9 protein-coding genes and 1 pseudogene are annotated in these 26489 nt (G+C 65.6%); 5 read left to right on the top strand and 5 right to left on the bottom strand.

What is annotated here, in order from left to right; translation table 11 throughout:
* Both HU766_RS25435 and HU766_RS25430 read right to left on the bottom strand, forming a co-directional pair.
* The coding region (locus tag HU766_RS25435) for a non-ribosomal peptide synthetase (protein ID WP_186661630.1) at positions 1-11325 on the bottom strand (11325 nt) is incomplete at its 3' end.
* Between the two features lie 129 nt (positions 11326-11454).
* Positions 11455-17814 carry a non-ribosomal peptide synthetase gene (locus HU766_RS25430; RefSeq protein WP_186661627.1) on the bottom strand — a complete coding sequence of 2120 codons (6360 nt, stop codon included), beginning with the start codon at positions 17812-17814 and terminating at the stop codon, positions 11455-11457.
* A 414-nt stretch (positions 17815-18228) separates the two neighbouring features.
* On the opposite strand from HU766_RS25430, the gene HU766_RS25425 reads away from it, so the two are divergent.
* The 4 genes from HU766_RS25425 (at position 18229) to HU766_RS25410 (ending at position 23723) form a co-directional block, all read left to right on the top strand.
* Positions 18229-19011, top strand: a complete 783-nt coding sequence (locus tag HU766_RS25425) for a helix-turn-helix transcriptional regulator (protein WP_186661625.1) — start codon at positions 18229-18231, stop codon at positions 19009-19011.
* 17 nt (positions 19012-19028) lie between these two features.
* The gene (locus HU766_RS25420) at positions 19029-20477 is read left to right on the top strand and encodes an efflux transporter outer membrane subunit (RefSeq protein ID WP_186661623.1); all 1449 of its coding nucleotides are present in this window, start codon (positions 19029-19031) and stop codon (positions 20475-20477) included.
* 55 nt (positions 20478-20532) lie between these two features.
* Positions 20533-21423, top strand: coding sequence for a universal stress protein (locus tag HU766_RS25415; RefSeq protein ID WP_186661621.1), 891 nt, complete (start codon positions 20533-20535; stop codon positions 21421-21423).
* Between the two features lie 173 nt (positions 21424-21596).
* Positions 21597-23723 (top strand): TonB-dependent siderophore receptor, encoded by a 2127-nt coding sequence (locus HU766_RS25410; protein WP_186661619.1) that lies wholly within the window; start codon positions 21597-21599, stop codon positions 23721-23723.
* 145 nt (positions 23724-23868) lie between these two features.
* Here the strand turns inward: HU766_RS25410 and HU766_RS25405 are convergent, their stop codons facing one another.
* The 3 genes from HU766_RS25405 to HU766_RS25395 form a co-directional block, all read right to left on the bottom strand.
* A complete protein-coding gene (locus HU766_RS25405; RefSeq protein WP_033697688.1) occupies positions 23869-24390 on the bottom strand; it encodes an acyloxyacyl hydrolase in 522 nt (173 codons plus the stop codon).
* Positions 24391-24587: 197 nt separating this feature from the next.
* Positions 24588-25334 carry a phytanoyl-CoA dioxygenase family protein gene (locus HU766_RS25400; RefSeq protein WP_047583319.1) on the bottom strand — a complete coding sequence of 249 codons (747 nt, stop codon included), beginning with the start codon at positions 25332-25334 and terminating at the stop codon, positions 24588-24590.
* 57 nt (positions 25335-25391) lie between these two features.
* Complete coding sequence (locus HU766_RS25395; protein WP_186661617.1) at positions 25392-25835, bottom strand: carboxypeptidase regulatory-like domain-containing protein; 444 nt, start codon at positions 25833-25835, stop codon at positions 25392-25394.
* 445 nt (positions 25836-26280) lie between these two features.
* On the opposite strand from HU766_RS25395, the pseudogene HU766_RS25390 reads away from it, so the two are divergent.
* Positions 26281-26489 (top strand): annotated as a pseudogene (locus HU766_RS25390) (type VI secretion system tip protein VgrG); the annotation flags it as partial.

The following is a 26489-nucleotide window of genomic DNA, read 5'->3' as shown; positions in this document are numbered from 1 at the left end:
GGCCAACAGGCCAACCACCATCGACAGCCCACGTTCGACGCAGATCGCCACCCGATCATCAGGCTTCACGCCCAACGCGATCAGGTGATGTGCCAGGCGGTTGGCCTGTTCATTCAACTCGCGATAACTGAGCGAACCTTCCTCGGCCCGCACTGCAACCGCATCCGGTGTGCGCACCACCTGCGCCTCGATCAGCCCGTGCAAGGTCTGCTCAAGGTCGTAAGCCACCGCGGTGTCATTGAAGCCCACCAACACCCGCTGGCGTTCCTCTGGCGCCAGCACCGGCAAGCGCTGCAATGCCAACTCCGGCGTCTGCTCCAGGGCCTCGGCCATGGCCTCCAGCACCTGGTTCATCTGCCCGCAAATACGTGCCGCGCCCACTTCTGCCAGGGTCGTGGCAACCAGGCGGAAGCCTTCACCCAGGTCATCCACGTTCAGGCTCAGCGGGTAGTTGGTACGCTCCTGGCCTTCCAACACCTCGATGCCTTGCCATGCCTGACGCTGCTCGGCGCTGGTTTCAGCGCCATGGCGGTAGTTGAGCATGGCGCTGAACAGTGGCAATGGCGCAGCCACACCGCTGCAACGCTGGGCCAACGCCAAGGACGCGTGCTCGTGGGCCAGCAGTGCGCTGAGGCGCTGGTGCACGGCCTGCGCGCCCTCGCGCACGCTCACCTCGTTAAGGTCGACGCGCAGCGGCAGGGTATTGATGAACATGCCCAGCGCCCGCTCGGCGCCTTCGCCACCTTGTAAACGGCCAAGCAGCACGGTACCGAACACCACGCAGTCCTTGCCACTGGCAGCCGCCAGCAGGCGTGCCCATGCCAGGTGGAACAGGCTGGCGACACTGATGCCAAGCTGCCGCGCCTGGCGTCGCAGCCCTGCGGCCAGCTCGGCCGACAGCGCCAGCTTGGCCTCGTGCATGTCGCGGCCATCGCCTTGCACATCGCTGAGGTCGAACGGCAAGGTCGGCTCATCGATATCGGCAAGTTGTTCGCGGAAGAACCGCTCATGCTCTGCCGGGCTGATGCCCAGGCGCGCCTGGGCCACATAGTTGCGATACGGCACCGGGGTGGCCACCGGCGGCGTGCCGTGCAGGAAGCCGATCAGCTCTTCGCCGACCACCTCCAGGGCCGTGTGGTCGAGGACGATGTGGTGGAACTGCAAGGTGGCTTCGATCTGCTCGGTGCCAGGCACTTGACGGTGCAGCAGACGGATCAGCGGCGCCTGGCTCAGGTCCAGGCCGCTCGCGCCTGCATCGAGGTGCAACAGCTGCAGCGGCGCATGACGCCAGACCACCTGCACGGCTTGTGGCAGGCCATCCCAGAGCACGGCGGTACGCAGCACATCATGGCGGGCGATGACCTGGTCCAGCGCGCTGGCGAAGGCTTGCAAGCGCTCCAGGCTGGCAAAGCGCAGCCGTGAATACAGCACGTAAGGATCGTGCTCGGCGCTCAGGTGATGGTAGAGAATGCCTTCCTGCAGGGGCGCCAGGGGGTAGATATCCTGCACATTGGCGGCACCGCCCGGCACGCTCGCAACGATGCGGTCGAGCGCCGCTTGGTCGAGTTCGATCAGGCTGAGCAGGTCTGGGGTGATACGCGGGCAGTCGGCAGGGATACGGTTTGCAGGCACCACTACTTGCTGATTACGCCCCAGTGTCGCGGCCAAGGCCGCAACCGTTGGTTGACCGAACAGGGTGCGCACATCGACTTGCAGGCCCTCCAGCCGCAGCCGTGCAGTCAGGCTGACCGCCAGCAGCGAATGGCCACCGAGTTCGAAGAAGTTGTCGTGCCGGCCTACCTGCTGCACGCCGAGCAGTTCGGCCCACAATCGAGCCAGCAGGGTTTCGGTTTCACCGAGCGGGGCCTCGTACAGGCGCTCATGCAATGCACCGTCCGGGGCAGGCAGCGCGTTGCGGTCGAGTTTGCCATTCGGCGTCAAAGGCAGGTGGTCGAGGTGGATGTACTGCGCCGGCAGCATGTATTCCGGTAGATGCATCAGCAACGCTTTGCGCAGGCCGTCTGCCGCCTGCGGCTCACCGGTGAGGTAGGCCACCAGGCGCGCGCCACTGACCGGGGCATCGAAGGCCATCACCACTGCCTCGCGTACGCCGGGAATACGCACCAGGCAGGCTTCGATCTCACCCGGTTCGATGCGCAGGCCGCGAATCTTCACCTGGTGATCGTTGCGGCCTAGGAAGACCAGGTTACCGTCCTGGCACTGGCGCACCAAGTCACCGCTGCGGTACAGGCGCTCGCCGTCGACGAAGGGGCTGGCAATGAAACGCTCGGCCTGTTGCGCTGGCAAGCCCAGGTAACCACGGGCCACGCCGGCGCCACCGATGTGCAGGTGGCCGACCACGCCCCAGGGCACCGGTTGGTCGTAGGGGTCGAGTACATACAGGCGGGTATTGTCGATGGCGACGCCAATCGGCAATGCCCCTTGCGGCAGCTCGGCGCCCGGTTCCAGCGTCCAGGCGCTGCAATCGACGGTGGTCTCGGTTGGGCCATAGACGTTATGCAGGCGCACACCCGGCAGGCGCTGACGCACCAGGGCGGCCAGGGCTTCGGTCAACTCGCCGCCACCGCAGACGATATCGCTGAGGCGGGTACAGCGGCTGCTGGCGGGGGTTTCAAGGAACTGCTGCAGCAACGCCGGCACAAATTGCACCACGCTGACCTGCTGCGCTTCGATCAGTTGCGCGAGGTACTGCGGGTCGCGCTGGCCGTCCGGGCGTGCCAGCACCAGGCGCAGGCCGCTGCACAGTGGCCAGAACAGCTCCCACACCGAGGCATCGAAGCTGACCGGGGTTTTGTGCAGCACCGCGCCGTCACCCGCCGGCTGGCAAAGGCGCTGGCTCCAGCGCACCAGGTTGACCACGTTGCGGTGCTCGACCATGACCCCTTTGGGCAGGCCCGTGGAGCCGGAGGTGTAGATCACATAAGCCAGATGCCGAGCGTTCAGCGCAGGCACGCGTGGGTTGCTGATCGGCTGGGCGTGCCAGCAAGGCTGGTCGAGGTCGACCAGGGGCGCTTGGGCGCCGTGCGCGGCCTCGCGGGTGGCGCTGTGCACCAGCACCGCCAGCGGCGCACTGTCCACCAGCATGTGGCGAATGCGTTCGGCCGGGTAACCCGGGTCGACCGGCACATAGGCACCGCCCGCCTTGAGGATGGCCAGTAAGCCGACCACCATCGACAAACCACGCTCGACGCAGATCGCCACACGGTCATCGGGTTTTACCCCCAGGCCGATCAGGTGATGGGCCAGGCGATTGGCCTGCTCGTCGAGCTGGCGATAGCTCAGTTCGCCCTCCTCGGCGGCCAGGGCAATGGCATTCGGCGTGCGCCTCACCTGCGCCTCGAACAGCGCGTGCAACGGTTGCTCCGCAGCGTCGGGCCGCTGCGTGGCGTTGGCCAGCAGTTGCTGGCGTTCATTCGGTGTCAATACTGGCAGCTGCTGCACTAGCATCTGGGGCGCATGCTCAAGGGCATCCAGCAAGCCGACCAGCACCTGCAACAGTTGCTCGCAGACGCGCTGCGCGCCCACCTGGGCGCTGACCTGGGCGGTCAGGCGCAGGCCGTCGCCCAGGTCGTCGACGTTGACACTCAGCGGGTAGTTGCCGTGCCCGCCGCTGGGCAGGGCCTCGATGCCTTCCAGGGCTTCGCGCTGCGCTTGCTGTTCGGGCTGGCTGGCGCCGTGGCGGTAGTTGAGCATGGCACTGAACAAAGGTGTCGGCGCGGCCACACCGCTGCAGCGCTGGGCCAGGGCCAGCGAGGCATGCTCGTGCACCAGCAGCGCACTCAGGCGCTGGTGGGCCAGGCGCACACCGGCTTGCACACCCAGCCCCTGCAGGTCCAGGCGCAGCGGCAGGGTATTGATGAACATGCCCAGGCCGCGGTCGGCCCCCGCACCGCCTTGCAGGCGGCCGAGCAGCACGGTGCCGAATACCACGCGGTCCTGGCCACTGGTGGCGGCCACCAGCCGCGCCCAGGCCAGGTGTAGCACGCTGGCGGCGCTTACGCCCAGCTGCTGCGCCTGGCGGCGCAGGCGCCGGTATTGCTCGCTGTGCAGCTGCACGGTGGCCAGTTCGAAGGCACTGGCCTGGCCCTGCAGGTCGAGCAGGCCATAGGGCAAGGTCGGCGCGTCGATGTCGGCCAGTTCGGCGCGGAAGAACGCTTCGTGTTCGGCCTCGCTGATGGCCAGCCGGGCCTGGGCCACATAGTTGCGGTAGGGCACGGCCGGCTGGCCGGGCTGTTGCCCGCGCAGGTGATCGCGGATCTCCGCAAGCACCACTTTCATGGCCGTATGGTCAAGGGCGATGTGGTGGAATTGCAGGGTGGCCTCGATGCGTTCGGCGCCCGGCTGCGGGTTCGCCAGCAGGCGCATCAATGGGGCCTGGCTGAGGTCAATTCGGCCAGCCTGTTCGGTGCGCTCAACCAGCACCGACCCTGGCACGCTGCGCCAGACCACCTGGGCTGGCTGCGCCAGGCCGTCCCACAGCACGGCGGTGCGCAGGATATCGTGGCGGGCGATGACCTGGTCCAGGGCAGCGGCGAACGCGTGCAGGCGGGCCTGGCTGTCGAATGCCACGCGCCATTGCAGCAGGTACGGGTCTTGGTCGGCGGCGCTCAGGTGATGGTAGAGAATGCCTTCTTGCAGCGGTGCCAGCGGGTAGATGTCCTGCACGTTGGCGGCGCCACCCGGCACCGTGGCGACAATGCGCTCGATGGCGGCGGCGTCCAGGGCCAGCAACGGCAGCATGGCCGGGGTGATGTGGGTGCAGCCCTCTGCAATGCAGTAGTCCGGCACGCTTACCTGGCGGCCATTGCCCAGTGCGGCCGCCAGTGCGGCCACGGTCGGTTGGCCGAACAGCACCCGCACGTCGGTCGGCAGGCCTTGTTGGCGCAGGCGTTCGATCAGGGCCACTGCCAGCAACGAGTGGCCGCCCAGTTCGAAGAAATTGTCATGCCGCCCTACCCGCTCCACGCCCAGCACCTCGGCCCAGACGCTGGCCATGGCCGCTTCGGTCTCGCCGACGGGCGCCTCGTAACCCCGGCTGACCCAATCGGCGGTATCCGGTTCGGGCAGGGCACGGCGGTCCAGCTTGCCGTGGCTGGTCAGCGGCCACTCCTCCACACGGATAAACGCTTGCGGCAGCATGTGCCCTGGCAAGCTGGCCTGCAGCGCTTGACGCACAGCGTCGATCACCACCGATGCGGACTCGGTGAACCAGGCCAGCAAGCGCTCACCCCGCACCAGCACCACGGCATCGGCAATACCCGTCTGCGCGGCCAGGGCGGCTTCGATTTCACCCAACTCCACGCGCATGCCGCGAATCTTCACTTGGTCGTCGTTGCGGCCGAGGTAATCGAGGGTGCCATCGGCGTTCCAGCGCACCAGGTCGCCGCTGCGGTACATGCGCGCGCCAGGCTTGCGGCTGAACGGGTCGGCGAAAAAGCGCTGCTCGGTCAGTTCAGGGCGATTGAAGTACCCCCGCGCCACCTGCGCACCGCCGATGTACAGCTCGCCCACAACGCCCACCGGCACCGCTTGGCGATGCGCGTCGAGCACGTAGACGCGGGTATTGGCGATGGGCTTGCCGATGTGCAACGCAGCGCCGGGCTGCACCTGCCCAGAGGTGGCGACCACCGTGGTCTCGGTCGGCCCGTAGTTGTTGACCAGGGCAAAGCCTGGGTCACGCTCGAACTGACGCAGGCGGTCGCCACCTATCAGCAAGGTGCGCAAGGTCGGGTGCTGGCGTACGCGGCGCAGCGCCAGCTCGGCCACGGGCGTGGGCAGGAAGCTGACGGTCAGTGGCTGTTCGAGCCACCAGTCAAGCAGCGCTTCGACATGTTCATTGCCGATGTGCGCAGGTGGCAGGTGCAGCGTGGCACCGGCACACAATGCCGGCCAGAGCTCCCAGGCCATTGCGTCGAAACCGAAGCCCGCGACGCTTGAAGTACGTGTGCCGGTCTCCAGCGCAAAGGCCTGGCAGTGCCAGTGCACCAGGTTGGCCAGGGTATGGTGTTCGATCATCACCCCTTTGGGCTGGCCGGTGGAGCCAGAGGTGTAGACCAGGTAGGCCAACTGGTGAGCATCCAACCCGGGCACGTGCGGGTTGCTGTCGAGGGCGTCATCGCTGGCGGCCTGGTCGAGGTTCAGGCGCGGTATGCCAGCAGGCAAGCCGTCGATGGCCGCTTCGCTCAACAGCAGGGCGGGCGCGCTGTCGGCCAACAGGTAGGCGATGCGTTCGGCGGGATAGCTTGGGTCCACCGGTACATAGGCGGCCCCGGCCTTGAGCACGGCCAGCAGGCCGATCACCCGCTCGGCGCTACGGCCCAGGCACAACGCCACCCGGTCACCGCAGCGCACGCCGCGTGCGATCAGCTGGTGCGCCAGGCGGTTGGCCCGAAGGTTCAGGTCACCATAGCTGAGCGCCATGCCCGGCTGACTGACTGCCGTGGCATCCGGGGTCGCGGCTGCCCGGGCCTCGACCAGAGCATGCACCGTCAGCCCTTGCGGATAGTGCTGCGCGGTGGCATTGAAGCTGCCCAGCAGTTGCTGGCGAGCTTCATCGTTCAAGATCGATAGGCTGTCGACCGGCGCCTCCTGCCCCTGCTCCAGTGCTTGCAGCAGCTGGGTGACGGCATTGGCCATCCACGTGGCAACCCGCGCCGCACCAATGCCCTCGATGGCCAGCACACTGAACGTGAAGCCATCACCCAGGTCGTTGACACTGAGGGTCAGCGGGTAGTTGCTGCGCTCCTCGCCCCCGAGCAGGCGCACGCCCTCCCAGATGCCCTCGCCGTCACGCGTTGCATCGTCGGCGCTGTGCCGATAGTTGAGCAAGGCGCTAAACAGCGGCGCAGCGGCCGCCACGCCACTGCAGCGCTGGGCCAGGGCCAACGGCGCGTGCTCATGGCCGAGCAAGGCCGACAGGCTACGGTGGGTGGCGCGCACGGCGGCACGCACGGCCAGCGTGGTGTCCACCCGCAGCGGCAGGGTGTTGATGAACATGCCCAGCGCCCGATCGGCGCCCTCACCCCCTTGCAAGCGGCCCATCAGCACGGTACCGAAGACCACGTCATGGCGGTTAGCAAGCACCCCCAGCACCCGCGCCCAGGCCAGGTGCATCAGGCTCGCGGCGCTGACACCCAGTTGCCGGGCCTGGGCGCGCAAACCGAGGGCAACCTCGCCGTCCAGGGCCTGGAAGGCCGTTTCGATACCCCGGCCATCGCCCTGCACGTCGGCGAAGCCCAGCGGCAAGGTCGGCTCATCGACATCGGCCAGCATCTCGCGGAAGAACGCCTCGTGGCCGGCCTGATCACCCAGGCGGGCCTGGGCCACATAGTTGCGGTACGGCACCGCGGCCGGCAGCGTGTGCCCCTGGCCAAACAGCAATGCGCGCATTTCGCGGGCGACCACGTCCATGGCCGTGTGGTCGAGGGTGAGGTGGTGGAACAGCAGAATCGCCACCACCTGGTGGTTGGCGGGGTCCAGGCTGTAGTACAGGCGGGTCAGCGGCGCCTGGGTCAGGTCCAGCCGGTGGTGCCGTGCATCGAAACGCGCATGCAACTGCTCGATCCGAGGACTGCCATCCTCATCAGCCAGGTCATCGATTTCACTGACCACCAGCTCGGCCTTGCGCCAGACCACCTGCAGCGGCTGCGCCAGCCCTTGCCAGAGCACTGCGGTGCGCAGGATGTCATGGCGGTCGATAACCTGTTGCAGGGCACCGGCCCAGGCCAGCAGGCGCTCGACACTGTCGAAGGCCAGGCGGGTCTGCAGCAGGTAGGGGTCGCCCTGCTCGGCGCTCAGGTGATGGTAGAGAATGCCCTCCTGCAGGGGGGCCAGCGGGTAGATTTCCTGCACGTTGGCAGCGCCACCCGGCACGCTGGCGACGATGTCGTCGAGGGTCGCCTGCTCCAGGGTGACCAGGCTCAACATCTGCGGGGTAATCCGTTCAGCGTGCAGCGGCACCCGGTTGGCGGGCACTGTCACTTCGCGGCCGATAGCCGCTGCGCTGGCCAGCGCGGCCAGGGTCGGCTGGGCGAACAGCACCCGCACATCGATCAGCAGGCCAGCCTTGCGCAGGCGCTCGACCAGCGTCACCGCCAGCAGCGAGTGGCCGCCCAGTTCGAAGAAGTTGTCGTGCCGCCCTACCCGTTCCACGCCCAGCACGTCGGCCCAGATGGCCGCCATCGTGGCTTCGGTCTCACCTTCAGGCGCCTCGAATGCCTGGCCGAACAACTGCGAGGTAGCCGGGTCGGGCAGTGCGCGGCGGTCCAGCTTGCCGTGGCTGGTCAGCGGCAGCTCAGCCAGGCGCAGCAACGCCAGCGGTACCATGTGCGCCGGCAAGCGGGCCTGCAAGGCCTGGCGCAAGGCTTCGACATCCACCGGGGCGGTCTCGGTGAACCAGGCCAGCAGACGCTCGCCCCGCACCAGCACCACGGCCGCGTCGATGCCGGGCTGCGCTGCGAGGGTGGCTTCGATTTCGCCCAGCTCTACCCGCACGCCGCGAATCTTCACCTGGTCGTCGTTGCGGCCAAGGTAATCGAGGGTGCCATCGGCATTCCAGCGCACCCGGTCACCGCTGCGGTACATCCGTGCGTTGGGCTGCGCGCTGAACGGGTCGACGAGAAACGCCTGCTCGGTCAACGCTGGGCGGTTGAAGTAGCCACGCGCCACTTGCGCCCCGCCGATGAACAGCTCACCGGTGACGCCGACCGGTACCGGCTGCAGGCCTTCGTCCAGCACATAGACGCGGGTATTGGCGATCGGCCGGCCGATGTGCAGAGGCCCGCCAGGCACCACCTGCCCGGAGGTAGCGACGACGGTGGTTTCGGTCGGCCCGTAGTTGTTGACCAAGGCAAACCCTGGGTCACGCTCGAACTGGCGCAGGCGGTCGCCGCCTACCAGCAAGGTGCGCAGTGTCGGGTGCTGACGTTCGCGGCGCAGGGCCTGCTCGGCCACCGGTGTAGGCAGGAAACTGACCGTCAACGGCTGCGCCAGCCACCAGTCGAGCAGTTCATCGACATGCTCGTTGGCGATGTGCGCAGGCGGCAGGTGCAACGTGGCTCCGGCGCACAGGGCGGGCCAGACTTCCCAGACCATGGCGTCGAAGCCGAAACCGGCCACGCTGGACGCGTGTGCAGTGGCGTCCAGCGCGAAGGCCTGGCAGTGCCAGTGCACCAGGTTGGCGAGGGTGTGATGCTCGATCATCACACCCTTCGGCTGGCCGGTGGAGCCGGAGGTGTAGACCAGATACGCCAGGTGCTGCGCGTGCAACTCAGGCAACTGAGGGTTGCTGTCGTGCACGGCGATGCTTTGTGCAAGATCCAGGTCGAGGCGCGGCACCCCGGCCGGCAACCCGGTAATAGCAGCCTCGCTCACCACCAGTGCCGGTTCGCTGTCGGCCAGCAGATAGGCAATGCGCTCTGCCGGGTAGGCGGGGTCTACCGGTACATAGGCCGCGCCCGCCTTGAGCACGCCCAGCAACGCGACCACGCGCCCGCTGTTGCGCGGCAGGCATAGGGCAACACGGTCGCCCATCTTGACACCACGCGCGATCAGCTGATGCGCAAGCTGGTTGGCGTGGCAGTTGAGTGCGTGGTAACTCAAAGCCTGGTCACCCTGCCGCAGCGCCACTGCAGCCGGTGCGCGGGCCGCGCGGGCCTCGACCAAAGCATGGACGGTCTGCCCCTGTGGGTACACCTGAGCCGTGTGGTTGAACTGTTGCAGCAACTGTTCGCGCTCTGCCAGGGGCAGTGCCTGCAGCCCTTGCATGGGTGCAGTGGGCGCATGTTCCAACGCCTCGACCAGGCTGGCCAGGACCTGCTCGAATTGCGCGCACAAGCGCGCCGCGCCCCATTCGGGCAGGCTCTGTACGGTCAGGCGCAGATCGTCGCCCAAATCATCGACGCTGACGGTCAACGGGTAATCGGTACGTTCCTCGGCGCCGACGATATCGATGCCGTCGGCCACCGGGATGACCTCGGCAGCATCGCCCGCATCGCTGTGGCGGTAATTGAGCAGGGTGTTGAACAGCGGCGCCGGTGCCGCCACGCCGCTGCAGCGCTGGGCCAGGGCCAGGGACGCCTGTTCGTGGCCAAGCAAGGCGCTGAGCCGTCGGTGGGTGGCCAGCAACGCATCACGCACGCCGGTTGCGCCAAGGTCAATACGCAGCGGCAGGCTGTTGATGAACATGCCCAGCGCCTGCTCGCTACCATCGCCGGTAGTCATGCGGCCCAGCAGCACACTGCCGAACACCACCTGCTGACGCGCCGAAAGTTGCCCCACCAGCCGGCCGAAGCCCAGGTGCAGTACGCTCGCCGGGCTTACCCCGAGTTGCCGGGCCTGGCTGCGCAGGCGCTGGCTGAGCGCCGGGGCCAGAGTCAGGCGTGCCTGCTCCAGCAGCGCATCGCCTTTGGCTTGCAGGCCGAAGGCCAGTGTCGGCTCATCAATGTCACCCAGCATCTCGCGGAAGAACCCTTCATGGGCCTGCTCATCCAGTGCCTGGCGGGCGGCGGCCAGCACGTTGCGAAACGGCATGGGCGCGGCCAAGTGTTCGGCCTGGCCGGCAAGGTGCGCCTGGATTTCCCGGCGCACGATATCCAGCGCGGTATGGTCCATGACCACATGGTGGAACATCAGCAGTGCCACCCACGTCTCACCTTCGCCCTGCGCGTGCATCAACTGCATCAGCGGCGCCTGGCGCAGGTCGAGGCGGTATTGGCGCGGGTCGAAGCGCGCGCACAACTCGGCCAGCGCCGCGCTACCGGTAACCGGGACGGCTTCGCGAACCAGCGTCGCCTGCTGCCAGACCACTTGCACCGGTTGGTCAAGGTACTCCCAGTGCAGCGCGGTGCGCAGGATGTCATGGCGCTGGATCACCCACTGCAGTGCCTCGGCGAAGGCTTCGAGGTGGGCTTTGCTGGCAAAGCGCAGTTGCACCTGCGACAGGTACGGGTCGCCGTCGCTGGCGGACAGGTGGTGGTACAGCATGCCCTGCTGCAGCGGCGCCAGCGGGTAGATGTCCTGAACGTTGGCGGCGCCGCCGGGCACGCTGGCGACGATGCGGTCGATGGCCTGTTGCTCCAGGGCTACCAGCGGCAACATGTCGGGGGTGATGCGAAAGGCTGGGCTCAGCCAGTCGTCCTCGCGTTCGGCGAGCATCTCCAGCAACGCCGGCTTGTGCCGTGACAACGCCTCCCACAAGCTATCGTCCAAGGTGTCGTCATCGCCGAGGACGATCAGGTCCTGGTCTTCACGCTGGAGTCGGATTGCACGGGTGGAAAGAGCAGCCATCAGTTCGCTGAAGTGCATCGGTAAGCATCCTGCTTTGCCTGGAAATAGGGATCGTGGACACGCTAAAGGATCGTGACCGGTCGGTCTGACATGGGAAGCGGGGACAATTGCGGATAGCACCGGGGCCGCTATGCGGCCCCGGTGCTTTCAGATGCGCCTGCGTTTGCCCAGGCTGGGAATGGTGGTCTGCGGTATCACCACCTCGACCTGTTCGAGGCGGGTGCTGGCCGCAAGCCCCGCCAGGGTCGGCTGGCTGAACAAGGTGCGGGCATCCACATGTAGGCCGGCCTGGCGCATGCGTGCCACCAGGCCGACGGCCAGCAGTGAATGGCCACCCAGCTCGAAGAAGTTGTCGTCCCGCCCGACTTGCTCGATCTTCAGCACATCGGTCCAGATCTCGGCCAGCGCGGTTTCCAGCTCGCCGCGCGGGGCATGGTAGGCGCGGCTGATCACCGACTCTGCACCCGGCGCCGGCAGGGCCTGGCGGTCGACCTTGCCGTTGTTGCTCAAAGGCAACTGGGCCAAAGCAACGAACGCCTGCGGCACCATGTACTCGGGCATGCGCGCCAACAGGTGACTGCGCAGTACTTCAAGCGCCGGCGCGCTGCTGCCCTCGCGGCAGGTGAAGTAGGCCACCAGGCGCTCTTCGCGCATCAGCACCACGGCGTGGCCGATTGCCGGGTGTGCGGTCAGCGACGCTTCGATCTCGCCAAGCTCCACCCGCAAACCGCGCAGCTTGACCTGGAAGTCGTTGCGGCCGACGAAGTCCAATTCGCCGTCCAGGCGGTAGCGCACCAGGTCGCCGGTGCGATACAGCCGGTCGCCCTCGACAAATGGGCTGGCGATGAAACGCTCGGCCTGCAGCGCCGGCAGCCCAAGGTAGCCACGGGCCACGCCGACACCGCCAATGTGCAGCTGGCCCACCGCACCCAGCGGCACCGGCCGGTCGTGCGCATCGAGCACATACAGGCGGGTATTGGCGATCGGCCGGCCAATCGGCGGCGCCAGCAGCGGCAGCGGCTCATGGGGCTGCAAGGTCCATGCGGTGCTGTCTACCGTGGCTTCCGTGGGGCCATAGACGTTGTGTAGGCGCACCTTGGGCAGGCGCTCGCGCACACGCTGCAGCAACGCCAGTGTCAGTTCGCCGCCGCCGCAGAAGATGTCCGTCAGGCTGGTGCAACCCTCGACGCCAGGTTCTTCGAGAAACTGATGCAGCAACGCCGGCACGAACTTGATCGTGGTCACCTGGCTGGCCTGGACCCGTTGCACCAGGTACGCAGGGTCACGGTGCCCGTCAGGGCGTGCCAGGACCAGGCGCAGGCCGGCGGTCAGCGGCCAGAACAGCTCCCAGACCGAACCGTCGAAACTGAACGGCGCCCGCTGCAGCAGGGCATCGCCCGGGCGGGGCGGGCAGATTAGCGAACCCCAGTGCATCAGGTTGCACAGGCCACGGTGCTCGATCATCACCCCCTTCGGGGTGCCGGTTGAGCCCGAGGTGTACATCACATAGGCCAGTTGCGACGGGCCAAGGCCCAATACCTGCGGGTCAGTTGTCGGGCAGGCGTGCCAGTCGCCACGGTCGAGGTCGAGCACAGGGCCTGGCAGTTGGTCGAACAGGCCCTGGGTAGCGCCGTGTACCAGCACCACCGTCGGGGTACTGTCATCAAGCATGAAGCGCAGGCGCTCGGCCGGGTAGCCAGGGTCCAGTGGTACGTAGGCACCGCCCGCCTTGAGCACGCCGAGCAACGCCACCATGAGTGCGACGCCGCGCTCGACGCACACCGCCACCCGCGCATCGGGGCGTACGCCCAGGCCGATCAGGTGGTGGGCCAGGCGGTTGGCCTGGGCGTTGAGGGCCTGGTAATCGAGGAAACTGTCATCGGTCTGCAGCGCGATGGCCTGGGGCGTACGCCGCACCTGGGCCTGGAACAGCGCAGGCAAGGTCTGCGTGACCGGGCTTTGCAGGTCTTGCGTGGCGTTGAAGCCATGCAGCAAGCGGTGTAGCTCGTCTTCAGGCACCGCGCACAACGCCGTCAGGCTTACGCTGCGGCGTTCGGCAAGGGCGCTGCCCAGCTGGCGCAAGGTCGTCAGCAAGTAGTTCAATACCCGCTGCGCGCCAATCGCTCGCGGCGCACGCACGGCAAGCTGCAGCCCGTCGGCGTGGTCGTCGACCGTCAACACCAGGCCATGGCTCAGGACTTCACTGGCCTCGACCAGTTCCACACCCGGCAGCACCTGCCCGTGCAGCACAGCCCCTTGGCGGTAGTTGATCAGGCTGTCGAACAGCGCGGTGCCCGCCGGCAGGCCGCTGCACCGCTGAGCGAGCATCAGCGGTGCGTCCTCGTGGCCGAGCAATGCGGCCAGGCCCGTGTGGGTCTCGCCCAGCGCCTGTTCGACCGAACGATGCTCCAGCTGCACCCGCAACGGCAAACTGTTGATGAACATGCCCAAGGCACGATCAGCGCCTTTGCCCGCCATGCTGCGGCCCAGCAGCACTGTGCCAAGGGTGACTTCATCACGCCCGCCGAGGGTCCCTAGCACCTGGGCCCAGGCCAGGTGCAGCAAGCTGGCGAGGCTCGCCCCCTGATGCCGGGCCTGGGTACGCAACAACCCCGCCAGCGGCGCTTCGACGGCCTGGCTATGGCTGTGCAGATCACACGCATCCACCGGCTCGCCGCCGAGCCCGGCAATAGGCGCAGGCGGCTCAATGCCGGCCAGTTGCTCGCGGAAGAACGCCTCGTGCCGTGCCTGGCGCTCGGCAGCCGCACTCAGCGCTACATACTCGCGATAGGGCACAGGTGCCGGCAGCTGTTCGCCACGCCCGGCCATGAAGGCTTCGAGCTCGCCCAACAGCACCTGCAGCGAGACGGCATCGTTGACCAGGTGGTGGAAGCGCAGCAAACCCAGCCAGCGCCCGTGCTGGGCATCCTCGGTGCAGGCCAGCGCCATCATCGGTGCCTGACGCAGGTCCAAGGGCCGATGCTGGGGGTCGTAGTGGCTGCGCAGTTGCCCAGCGATGTTGCCGTCGGGCGCTGTCGTCAGCCAGTTATCGACCGGCAGGCGCGCCTGGCGCCAGACCACCTGCTGGGGCTGTTCGAGCCCCTCCCAGGCCAGGCTGGTACGCAGGATGACGTGCCGGTCGATCACCTGCTGCAACGCCTCGCCGAAGGCCTGCAACTGCTGGGCGCTGGCAAAGGCGAACAACGCCTGCTGCTGGTAAGGGTCGCGTACATCGGTGACATGGTGGTACAGCAGGCCCTGTTGCAGGGGAGCCAGCGGATAGATTTCCTGCACGTTGCCAGCACCGCCCGGTACCGAGGTGACGATGCGGTCGATGGCGGTTTGCGTCAGCACGCTGAGCGTGAGCATGTCAGGCGTGATGCGCTGGCACTGCGGCGCTACCCGGTTGGCCGGTATGCGAGCGGCTTCCCCGACCATCACGGATGCGGCGAGGCTGGCCAGGGTCGATTGGCCGAACAGCACCTGCACATCAGCTTGCAGGCCTTGCTGACGCATGCGCTCGATCAGTTGCACGGCCAGCAGCGAATGGCCGCCCAGCTCGAAAAAGTGATCCTGGCGCCCTACCCGCTCGACCTGCAGCAATTCAGCCCAAAGCACGGCCAGGCGTTGCTCGACTTCACCAATGGGCACCTCATGTTCGCGGCGCACCTTGGCGGCTTCGTCCGCAGTCGGCAAGGCGCGGCGGTCGAGCTTGCCATTGGCGGTCAGCGGCCAGGCCGCCAGGTTGACATAGGCCACCGGCAGCAAAGCCGCTGGCAGGCGTTCGCGCAGGTGTTCATGCAGTGCCCGCGGTGTTACCGCCAACTGGCCGATATACCACGCTTGCAGTTGGCCTTCGCGCAGCATCACCACGCACTCGCGTACCGCCGCGTGGCTGGCCAGGGCGGCCTCGATTTCGGCCAGCTCAACCCGGACACCGCGGATTTTCACCTGGTCGTCGTTGCGCCCGAGGTATTCCAGGGTGCCGTCGGGCAACCAGCGCACGAGGTCGCCGGTGCGGTACATCCGCGCCCCTGGCAGCGTGCTGAACGGGTCGTCGAGAAAGCGCTCGGCGCTCATCTGCGGCCGCTTGAGGTAACCCCGGGCAACCCCCTTGCCGCCCACATACAGCTCGCCCGGGGCGCCGATGGGCAACAGGCGGCGCTGCTCGTCGAGCACGTACAACTGCGTGTTGGCCACCGGCCCGCCGATATGCAGCGGGCCACCTGCCGTCACCTCGCCCGAGGTCGCCACCACCGTGGCTTCGGTGGGGCCGTAGTTGTTGATGACCCGGTAGCGCCGCTCGCGGGCCATGCGCCGCAGGCGGTCGCCGCCAATCAGCAGGGTCTGCAAGGTGGGGTGTAGCTCACCTTGGGCGAAGGCATGCTCGGCCACCGGCGTGGGCAGGAAGCTGACATCCAGCGGCTGGGCGCGCCACCAGCGGAGCAAGGCATCGATGTCCTCGGCACCGTCACGCACGGGTGCCAGGTGCAGGGTCGCGCCGCTGCACAGGGCCGGCCACACCTCCCAGGCCATGGCGTCGAAGCCGAAGCCGGCCAGGCTCGACTGATGGCGGCCTGGGCCCAGCTCGAACGCACTGCAGTGCCAGTCGATCAGGTTGGCCAGCATGTGGTGCTCGACCATCACGCCTTTAGGCTGCCCTGTAGAGCCGGAGGTATAGATGACGTAAGCCAGATCGCTGGGCAGCGGCTGCGCAGGCCGGGCCAGGACGGCGGGCGGCGCATTCCAGTCCCAGCGATCCAGCTCGATCTGCGCCAGACCATGCGCGGGAAGGCGATCACACAGCCATGACTGGGTCAACACGACGTCTGGCTCGCTGTCGTCCAGCAGGTAGGCCAGGCGTTCCTGCGGGTGGGCCGGGTCGATCGGCACGTAGGCGGCACCGGCCTTGAGCACGGCCAACAGGCCGACCAGGGTGTCCAGGCCGCGTTGGGCGACCACCGCCACGCGCCGGTCAGGCTTGGCACCCAGGCTCGCCAAGTGCTGGGCCAGCGCGTCGGCGCGGCGGTCGAGCTCGCCGTAGCTCAGGCTCTGGCCATCCTGAAACGCTGCCAAGGCCTGCGGCGTGGCCTTGGCCTGGGCCTCGATACGACGATGAATCAACGCCTCGCCATTGTCGGGCCCTCGTTGCGCCGTGGCATTCCACTGCCGCAGGCGGGCGTGCTCGCTGGCGGTCAGCAGGTCAAAGGACGCGATACTTTGCTCCGGTTGTTCCAGGCCTTGCTCAAGGACGTGCAAAAGGCGCTCGGCCAGCGCCGTAGCGTCCTGTTCACTGAACCAGGCGCGGTTGTGCACCAGGTGCAGGCGAGCGCTATCACGTTGGCTGTTGCAGCGCAGGTGAATGCTCAACGGGGTGGGTTCATGGCCATTGCAAACCATCACGGTGTGGCCAGGCACGTCACCGAAACGCAGGTCGTTGCCATCCTCTTCGAACGACACCATCAGTTCGAACAGCTGTGGCCGTTCTTCACGCAATGCACCGAGGCTGCGGTTGAGTTCGCTGAGGGCGAAACGCTGGTGGCGGAAGTCCTGCTTGAGCGCATCGCGTATCCCCTGCACCAGCGCCGCGAAGGTGCGCTCGCGGCCAAAGTCCATGCGCAACGCGCTGACTTGGGTAAACAGCCCCAGGGTCGACTTGAACTGCGCGTTGCCGCGGTTGCGCACCGGCAAACCGACCACCCACTCGTCACGCTGCCAGGTGCGTGCGCTGCACACATGCAGGGCGGCCAGCAGTACATGAAATGGCGAGGCCTGTAGCGTGCTTCCCAGCGCTCGCATACGTGCCAGCAAACGGACATCGAATGGCTGTTCGAGCACTGCGCTGGGCGGCGAAAGGTGCACCGCGTTACGCTCGCGCGGCGCCAGCAAGGCGTCCGGCAATTGCTGGTATCTAGCCAGCCAATAATCGCGGTCACGGTCATGCCGTGGCGAACCCTGGTACTGGGCATCGTCCTCGATGAACGCCCGATAGGACGGTGCGCCGCTCGGCAGGGGCAGCCCCTGTTCGAGCAGGTTGTAGTATTCGGCGATCTGCTTGAACCACTGGTCCACCCCCCAACCGTCGAGGACCAGGTGGTGGGCCTGTACGGCAAACAGGTAGCGCTGCTCGCCCAGGCGAATCAGTGTGGTGCCCCAAAGCGGGCTGGCATCCAGGCGATAGGGCGTCTGCATCCGGGCTTGCAGCAGGGCCTGGGCGGCCGCCCACGGCGCCTCTGCATCGCGCACATCGTGCCGCACCAGTTCCACTTCCAGGGTGGGGGCAAAGTACTGCCGCGCCATGCCCCCCTGTGTCACCAGCACCGTACGCAGGCCGTCATGCTGGGCAACCAGGTGCGCCAGTGCCTGGCGCAGCCGCGCGGCATCCACCCCGCCGTTCAGTTCGACATAGGCGCCGATGTTGTACAGCGGCGAGTCGCCGTGGCTGATCTGGTCCAACCAGATGTCGCGCTGGGCAACGCTCAGGGCAAAGGTTTCGGCGGCAGGCATGAGTCGGCAGGTCCTTCTGATTGATCATCCGCGGATTCAAGCACCCCGCCCCCAGGCTGTATGGCCCCTGAAACCCGGACACACGCTGGACCTGTAGAAGCCTGCTGAAAAACATGTAGGAGATTTGCTACAGCATCTACCCGGTATTGCCTACACCCGAAACTATCGGCATGGAACAGGCCTGGATCGCCACGCTTCTGGCGTCAATTGGCTGGCCAAGCCCTCATTCGCCACTACCCACAGCGTCCGTGCCCCTGCACACCTGATCCGCAATCGGTGGCACTTTCTGTCCCCGTTTTCCACTACAGACGCAGCACCCCGGCCGGGCTTGAATACCGCCACTCCCACCTACCCCCAGAGGACTCGACCGCGAGACCACCCGCCGCAAAGCTTAGAATCAAGGAAGACAATGATATGAAGCTGACCGACAGCCTCGAACACCGCCCCGACCCGCAGTTGTATCTGCAACTGGGCGAACTGATCGCCAGTACCGGCGCCGAGCGCTTCGCCGACCAGATGTTGCATCTGGTCAATGCCCAGGTGCCGGTCCACAGGCTCGACCTCAGTGAATGGACCCTTGACCCACGCCAGGCCAGCATCAGCCGCATCAGGGTACTGGGCAGTGCCGGCCCTGCCCCTGAACTGCCCAACGTCAACAACCTGCGCCACCCGCTGCTGCAAAGCATCATGCAGATGAAGGACCCGCTGCTGATCGAATTCAAAGCCCCACAACACGCAGGGCAGCCTCGCCAGAGTGCCCACCAGTGCAACCTGGTGTCCTGCAGCGGTGTGCAGCGCTGGGTCATCTGCTTTCATCGCTTGCCCAGCCAGCGTGGCTTTTCGCTGGCTGAACTGTCGCAACTGAAAAGCCTGTCTGACACCTTGCTGCCGCTGGTCGAGCACCACGGCCAGTTGCTGCGCCAAGGGGGGGCACGGCATGCCGGCTCGCCGCTGGCCGATTTGCCAGCAGGCTCGTTGCGCCATTCGTTTGGCGAGCGCCTGGTGCAGGAAGCCGTGAGGCTGTCGACCCGGGAACAGGAGGTCTGCCTGGGCCTGCTGACCGGCGGCACGGTGCCGGAAATGGCGCAGCGGCTGAACGTGAAAAACAGCTCGATCGAAACTTACCTCAAGCGCGCCACCGCCAAGCTGGGGGTCAGTGGCCGCCATGGCCTGACCAAATGGATGGCCGGCGCCTGACTCTGCGAGACACACCGATGCCCCGATCTAGCCTTATCCTGTGCGCTGCGCTGTTGTGTGGCTGTTCGCTGGCCCCTGACTACCAGCGCCCAGGCGCAGCGGTGGCCGCGCACTACCCACAAGGGCCTGCCTATCAAGGCGATGTGCAGGCGCACCCGGCCGTCGATGACTGGCGCCAAGTGTTCCAGGACCCGGTATTGCGCCAATTGATCGACAACGCCTTGGCCAATAACCGCGACCTGCGCAGTGCAGCGCTGAATGTCGAGGCCTACCGCGCCCAGTACCGCATTCAGCGCGCCGAGCTGTTGCCCAAGGTCTCCGCCAATGGGCAGGGGCAGCGCCAGTACCTGCCGCGGCGCATGACCGGCACCGATCAGGGCATGATCAGCTCCACCTATGCGGCGACCTTGGGCGTGAGCGCCTACGAGCTCGACCTGTTCGGCCGCCTGCGCAGCCTCAGTGACCAAGCGCTGCTGACCTACCTGGCCAGCGACCAGGCCCGGCGCAGCACCCAGTTGAGCCTGGTGGCCAGCGTCGCCAGCGTGTACCTGACCTGGCGTGCCGACCAGGAGCTGCTGGCCCTGGCCAACGACACCCTGGTAGCGGACGAGCGCAGCCTGCGCCTGACCGTCAACCAGCGCCGCGCGGGTACTGTTTCGGCTCTGGACCAGATCCAGGCACGTACCAGCGTCGACAGCACGCGCGCGGCCGTGGCCCGTTACAAACGCCAGGTGGCCCAGGACCTCAACCAACTGACGCTACTGGTGGGTGCCCCTGTGGCTGACGACCTCCGCGCCCTGCCCCTGGCCAATGAACAGATCGCCGGCTTGCAAGCCGGCCTGCCCTCCGACCTGCTGCAACGCCGCCCGGACATTGTCCAGGCCGAGTACCAGCTGCGCGCGGCCAATGCCGACATTGGCGCAGCACGTGCGGCGTTTTTCCCCAGTATCAGCCTGACCGCCAATGCCGGCAGCACCAGCCCCGCGCTCAGCGGGCTGTTCGATGCAGGCTCGGGGACCTGGCTGTTCCAGCCGCAGATCAACCTGCCGATCTTCACCGCCGGCAGCCTGCGAGCCAGCCTGGACTACGCCCGGCTGCAGAAGGAGATTCAGGTGGCGCAGTACCAGAAGGCGATCCAGGGCGCCTTCCAGGAAGTGGCGGACGGTTTGGCTGCGCGCGCGACCTACCAGCGGCAGTTGCAGGCCCAGCGCGATTTGGTGGCGTCGAACCAGCGCTACTACGACCTGGCCGAGCACCGTTACCGCATTGGCGTGGACAGCAGCCTGACGTTTCTCGATGCGCAGCGGTCGTTGTTCAGTGCCCAGCAGGGGCTGATCAATGACCGCTTGGCGCAGCTGGTGGCGGAGGTGAATCTGTATGCGGCGTTGGGTGGCGGCTGGCAGGAGGCTGCCGACGCTCACGCTCGCGATGGGGCGCCCGACAGCGCGTTCGTGGGTCTAAACTGAACAGGGCCAGATCACCAGGCATGAACCGGGGGGCTTCCACACGCGGAGGTGTGAGATGAGCCAGTTCAAACGTTTGTTCGTCATGCTCGGCCCGCAGATGCGCCACACGCCCGCGCTGCAACGTGCGGCGGCCTTGGCCGAGTCTAGCGGTGCATTACTCGATATCAACGTATTCGTCGACGATGTCGACACGTTCGGCTTGATGAGCGACGGCCGGGAACGTGAACGGCTGCTCAGCGACAACCGCCAATGGCTGGCCGATGAAGCCGAGCAACTGGCCGATGCCGGCCTGGATGTGTCCACCGAATTGCTGCTGACCCGCGACCCGTTGGCCAGTGTGATCGAGCGCATCGAACGCCTGGGCTGCGACTTGCTGGTCAAAGACGTGCAGCACGAACCGGTGCTCAAGCGTTTGCTGGTAACCCCCCTGGACTGGCAGTTGCTCAAGGACAGCCCAGTCGCCGTGCACCTGGTCAGCGACATCCGCCTGCCCCTGCCCCGGCAGATCGCCGCCGCAGTAGACCTCAACAGCCATGGCGCAGGCGAGCACCTGGACGAGCAGGTGATCCACAGCGCCCATGCCTTGGCCTTGCAGTGCAACGCCGAGTTGCACCTGTTGCATGTGTGCGACGCAGCCAAAACCCATATCGCCGACTTCGGCGCTGGCACGGTCACCATGCCTGGGTTCGATGGCAGTGTGCGCAACGCGCAACGGGCGTCGTTCAACCGCCTGGGTGACCATCACCAGGTGCCATTGGAGCGCAGGCATTTCGTGGAGGGGCCGGCGATTCGTGCGATTGCCCAGTTCATCAGCCATAGCCGGGTCGATGTGATCGTCATGGGCAGCCATCGGCATGACGCCATGCAGACCTTCCTGGGCGGCACCACGGCGCATGTGCTTGAGCATCCGTTGTGCAACGTGCTGGCGATCAAGGCGGGGGCCTGAGGGTTTTCGTTACCTGCAGGTTGCGCGGCGTAGGAGCGGCCTTGCCGGGGCGGCGAGAGGTGAACTGGCACGGGCGCTCCATTTAAAAAGAATGCATTTGATAATGATTCGTAGTAATTTCACGCCGCTTTGTACCCCTTCCCCTAGCGCCCTACTCCAGGATCGTACCGTCGATGCGTCGCACGTTCGTTTCGCTTTGTGTGCTTCATGCTGTCTCCCCGCTGGCCTGGGCTGAACCCGACTCGCTCAGCGATTCCGCCCAGATTGAACTCCAGGCCTTGAACATCACCGGTACCGCCGACAGTGAACGTGCCGATGGCCCGGTCGTTGGTTACAAGGCGAGCCGTTCGGCTAGCGCCACGCGCACCGACACCGCCCTGCACGAGACCCCGCAGTCGGTCAGCGTGGTACCCAAGGACGTGCTCGAAGACACCGGCGCCACGCGGCTACAGGATGGCCTGGACTACGCCGGCGGTGTAGGCCGCGCCAACAACTTCGGTGGCCAGGGCCTGACCACCTTCACGGTACGTGGCTTTACCACGGGCGAGTTCTACCGCAATGGCTTCCCGATCAACCGCGGCTACCCCAATGCCCCCGACGCCAACACCGTCGAGCGCCTGGAAGTGATCCGCGGCCCGGCCACCAGCCTGTACGGCCGCGGCGACCCCGGTGGGACCTTCAACGTGGTCAGCAAGCAACCGCAGGCTGAACGCAAGGTCACCCTGGGCAGCCAGATCGACGACCAGGGCATGCACCGCGCCACCCTCGACGCCACCGGCGCGCTAAATGAGGAAGGCACCCTCGCCTACCGGCTGAACGTGCTCGGTGAAGGCGGCGAAAGCTTTCGCGATGATGTGCAGAGCGAGCGCTACGACGTGGCGCCCGTGCTCAGCTGGCAGGTCAACGACAGCACCCGGATCGTCTTCGAAGGCGACTTCATGCGCAACAACCACCCGCTCGACCGTGGCCTGACCCGCTATGCCACCCAGACCGGCAGCGCCTCGCGCGACACCTACATCTGGGAGAAAGGCAGCGACAATTTGCTGCACAACGACAACAACATGGCCCAGGTGCGCTTCGAGCACCTGCTCAATGACAACTGGACGCTGGCTGGCGGTTTCCAGTTTCTCGATGGCTCGCTCAAGGGCAACGCGGTTGAAGCCAATGGCGCGCCCGCTGACGGGCGCACCCTGCAGCGCAACTTCAACTATCGCAAGCTGGAATGGACCGACCGTGACTGGCAACTGAACCTCACCGGCCACTTCGATACCGGTGGTTTCAGCCACACGCTGCTGACGGGCATCGAGTACGAGAACTACGACTACAACTCGATCATCCAGCGCTCCTCGGCGGCCTATCCGATCGATATCTACAACCCGGTGCTCGGCCAGCCAAGGCCCGCGCTGACGCGTACCACAACGTGGGACAAGGAAAACCTGCAGACCTGGGCGTTCTTCATCCAGGACCAGGTGGCCCTGACCGAGCGCCTCAAGGCCTTGGCCGGCGTGCGCTTCGAACGCTTCGAGCACGACTACGACGACAAGCTGGTCAACACCCGCGACTTCAGCAAGGGCGAGAATGGCGTGACCCCGCGCTTTGGCCTGATCTACGACCTGACCGACACCGTGGCGGTCTATGCCAACACGGCGCGCTCATTCAAGCCTAACAGTGGCACGCCCGCTGGCAGCGGTGGCTTCGATCCCGAGAAGGGCAAATCCTACGAGCTGGGCGTGAAGTGGGAAGCGCTCGATCGCCAGCTGAGCATTGATGCGGCGGTGTACCACATCGTCAAGGAAAACGTGCTGGCACGCGACCCCAACTACCCCTTGGGTATTTACAGCATCGCAACGGGCGAGGTGCGCAGCCGCGGCCTGGACATCAACATCGCTGGCAATATCACCCCTGCGTGGCGTGTGATGGGTGGCTATGCCTATGTCGATGCCGAAGTGACCAAGGACACCACCGTGCCGACCGGCACCCGCCTGGCCAACATCCCGCGTAACAGCTTCAGCCTGCTGAACACCTACGAGTTCCAGGATGGCCTGGCCAAAGGCCTGGGGCTTGGGGTGGGGGTCAAGTACGTGGATGATCGCGCCGGCCAGACAGCCGCGACGACCTACACCATGGAACGCTACAGCGTGGTCGACCTGCTCAGCTTCTACAAGGTCAATGAACACGTGAGGCTAAACCTGGATGTGAAGAACGTCTTCAACAAGGGGTATGACGAAGGGGCGTTCAATAGCTACGCCTACCCAGGCGCACCGCGCACGGTGCAGGCCGGGGTTTCCTACACGTTCTGACCGCCGCGCAATTGTAGGAGCGGCCTTGCGTCGCGAAAGGGGCGCGGAGCGGCCCCCTACGTTCTTGCTGGCACCCGAAAACCCGGGGCCGCTGCGCAGCCCTTTCGCGACGCAAGGCCGCTCCTACAAGGCACCGGCACCGCAGTCAGAACGCCTTGCTGTAGAACAGCGAGTACGACTCGATCCCGTCGTTCGGCTGCTTGATGCCCGCATTCGAGTAGTGCATGGCACGGATGCCTACCTTCTGCGCCCCAGGCAGCTTCAGGCCAAAGCCGATGCGGTCCTCGAAGTTGACCGCAGAACCCAGCCGCTGGTTGCCCACATCCGTCTTGGAAAACGCCGCCAGGCCAATACCGGCCTCGATGTAGGGGGTGTAGGTGAAGCCGCTGAACTCGTAGGTGAACACCGGGCTGAACGACAGCGAGTGCGCGCCGCTGGCATCGCCGCCCTCCCAATAGGTGTAAGCCGCATCCCAGTAACCGGTCACATAGCCGGTACTGCTTTCCAGCCATTTCTTGTCCCAATCGAACGACAGGCCGATTCGGTAGGTCATGTCGCCTTGGCCGGTGGCACCAACGGCACCGGAAATCTGCGCAGCCTGAGCCAGATTGGCCCCGGCGAAGGCCAGCACTGCAGCGGCCAGCGAAGCAGCGAGACGGGTTTTCATCAATGACATCTCCTGATGGTCTACACGGCAAGTGGGGGCTTGAGCCCCTCGATCTTGTGCGGTGGCCGGCGCATCCAGACCGGTCACACGAGGTAATAATTTTTCGATTATTGTCCAGATAATCAGAAAGTTGAAAGAGCTTTGCCACTATCGGCTAATGCTGACGGCCAACGCCCTGCCGCGTGGCCCGAGCGGGTTCAGTCGTATTCCCCCTCTTCATGCTCCCCTAACAGCCGCCGCTGCCTGGGCGTGGCTTCCTCCAGCACACGTGGGTTGAACTGCCAATGCAGGTACGGTGAAAACTTCTGCGCCACCATGCGCCGGCCGTAATGCACTTGCAGCATGTCGCGCTCGCGCGCCTGCGTGCAGTTGGCGCCGCCGCTGTGCCAGACATCACTGCGAAACAGCAAAGCATCCCCCGCCTTGCACAATACCGGAAGCGCTTCACGCCCTTGCCATTGCACTTCGCCGGCCTGCGGCGGGCGAGCGGCACGATGGCTGCCCGGTACGATCCAGGTCGGCCCGATGCTGTGATCGATATCGCTGAGGTACACCTGCGCAGTCAGAATCTGCATCGGCTGGGTAAAGGCCCCGCGCTCGCTGATCCAGGCCGGCAGTTGCAGGGGCAGATGGTCAAGGTGCAGCGCCATGCCGGGGTAACCGGGGTGGCTACGCCAGGCAGTCTGGCCGATCACGTGGCAGTCCTCGCCAAGCGCGGCCTCTGCCAGGTTGATCAGCGGTGGCAGATCAAGAAACGGCAACCACAGCGGGTTGCGGTTGAACACGCATTTGTAGTGTTCAAGCAGCCCCTGGTAGTCCCAGTGAATCGGCTGCAAGTCATCGATAGCGCAGCGCAGCAGCGCGATGCGCAGGGGTTCGAGCACACCGGGGATCAGCACGAAACCCTGCTCGTCCAACATCTCCAGCTGAAGCGCCAAGCTCATGGCGGTGTGCTCCATTTCAGCAGGAGTACAAATGTACCCCTGCCCGCATTTTATCTGTCAACGCCAGTGCAAATTCACCGTGGCAGGTGCTTTGCCATCCACTACCACCTGTTGCTGGACAGTCTCACCCTCGGCATTGCCGGTGACCTTGTAATGACCCGGTGGTAGCTGCACAAAGAGCAGCGGGCCGACATCGGTAACGCTGAGCACGGGCTGCCCTTGCGCACTTTGAATATCAACAGAGGCACCGCTTTGGAACTTGCCTTGCGCACCAGTCGAGAGTTCGACGTGCAAGTCATAGCCTTTGGTCTTGCGCAGGGCATTGGCTTCATCCTGGCCGATACCGCCTTGCAGGTAACGCACGCCGTTCTGCTCTTGCGGTTGCAACTGCACGGCCTGCATGTCGATGGGCGCATTGGGGTCGGCGGCGGCTGCCAACGTCCAGGGCAACGCCAGGGTGAACAGCAGCGCCGCGCCAAGGGCATAGTGATGATTACGCATGGTATGACCCTCCTTCTGAGGATGGTTTACCTATTATCCGATCCTTTGAAGGCACTGGCGTTTGCACTGATGCGTGGTCGTTGAGTCACGTCTACAGCCTCGCGAAGTGCTGCAGCGCGATTGTTCACGGGCTTGCTACTTGCGGTGTTTACGACATCTCTTTTCATAAACAGCCTGGATCAGAAATAACTTGCAAATCACACATTCGCTTACATCCAAATGCTCGACATGAAACCAACTATCGGTACATGGTTATTTGCTCTGCTCGCACAAACTAACACACGTTTAGTTTACAGCGGGGTGAGACAGTAGGGAATTTCCTACAAACATCTGGCTCGGCATCGCGCCACACCGAGAAACTACTTAGCAAATTGACCTCTATAAACAATGAACGCACTAACGCCACGGTAGGCATTGGAATAATTATTGGAAAAAGGGATTTCACATGCCTCGCCAATCCGATCTGCATTACAGCTTTCAGCCCCTCGTGGGCGATGCTCAATTCGACGTCGTGTCGTTCACGCTCAAGGAAGGCATCAGCCAACCCTTCTCGCTCGAGCTGGAACTGATCAGCTACCAGGACGACATCGACTTCGGCCAGCTGCTCGACCAACCTGTGCTGTTCACCCTCTGGGACCGCGAACGCCCCGTGCG

This window comes from Pseudomonas sp. SWRI77 (assembly GCF_014269105.1).
GTDB lineage: Bacteria > Pseudomonadota > Gammaproteobacteria > Pseudomonadales > Pseudomonadaceae > Aquipseudomonas > Aquipseudomonas capeferrum.
This window is presented reverse-complemented; position numbering and strand designations above follow the sequence as displayed.

What these genes read in the sequence shown, in the direction of transcription:
- HU766_RS25430 (WP_186661627.1), bottom strand. Translation starts at nt 17,814, where the DNA reads ATGCCTGCCGCCGAAACCTTTGCCCTGAGCGTTGCCCAGCGCGACATC.
- HU766_RS25425 (WP_186661625.1), top strand. Translation starts at nt 18,229, where the DNA reads ATGAAGCTGACCGACAGCCTCGAACACCGCCCCGACCCGCAGTTGTAT.
- HU766_RS25420 (WP_186661623.1), top strand. Translation starts at nt 19,029, where the DNA reads ATGCCCCGATCTAGCCTTATCCTGTGCGCTGCGCTGTTGTGTGGCTGT.
- HU766_RS25415 (WP_186661621.1), top strand. Translation starts at nt 20,533, where the DNA reads ATGAGCCAGTTCAAACGTTTGTTCGTCATGCTCGGCCCGCAGATGCGC.
- HU766_RS25410 (WP_186661619.1), top strand. Translation starts at nt 21,597, where the DNA reads ATGCGTCGCACGTTCGTTTCGCTTTGTGTGCTTCATGCTGTCTCCCCG.
- HU766_RS25405 (WP_033697688.1), bottom strand. Translation starts at nt 24,390, where the DNA reads ATGAAAACCCGTCTCGCTGCTTCGCTGGCCGCTGCAGTGCTGGCCTTC.
- HU766_RS25400 (WP_047583319.1), bottom strand. Translation starts at nt 25,334, where the DNA reads ATGAGCTTGGCGCTTCAGCTGGAGATGTTGGACGAGCAGGGTTTCGTG.
- HU766_RS25395 (WP_186661617.1), bottom strand. Translation starts at nt 25,835, where the DNA reads ATGCGTAATCATCACTATGCCCTTGGCGCGGCGCTGCTGTTCACCCTG.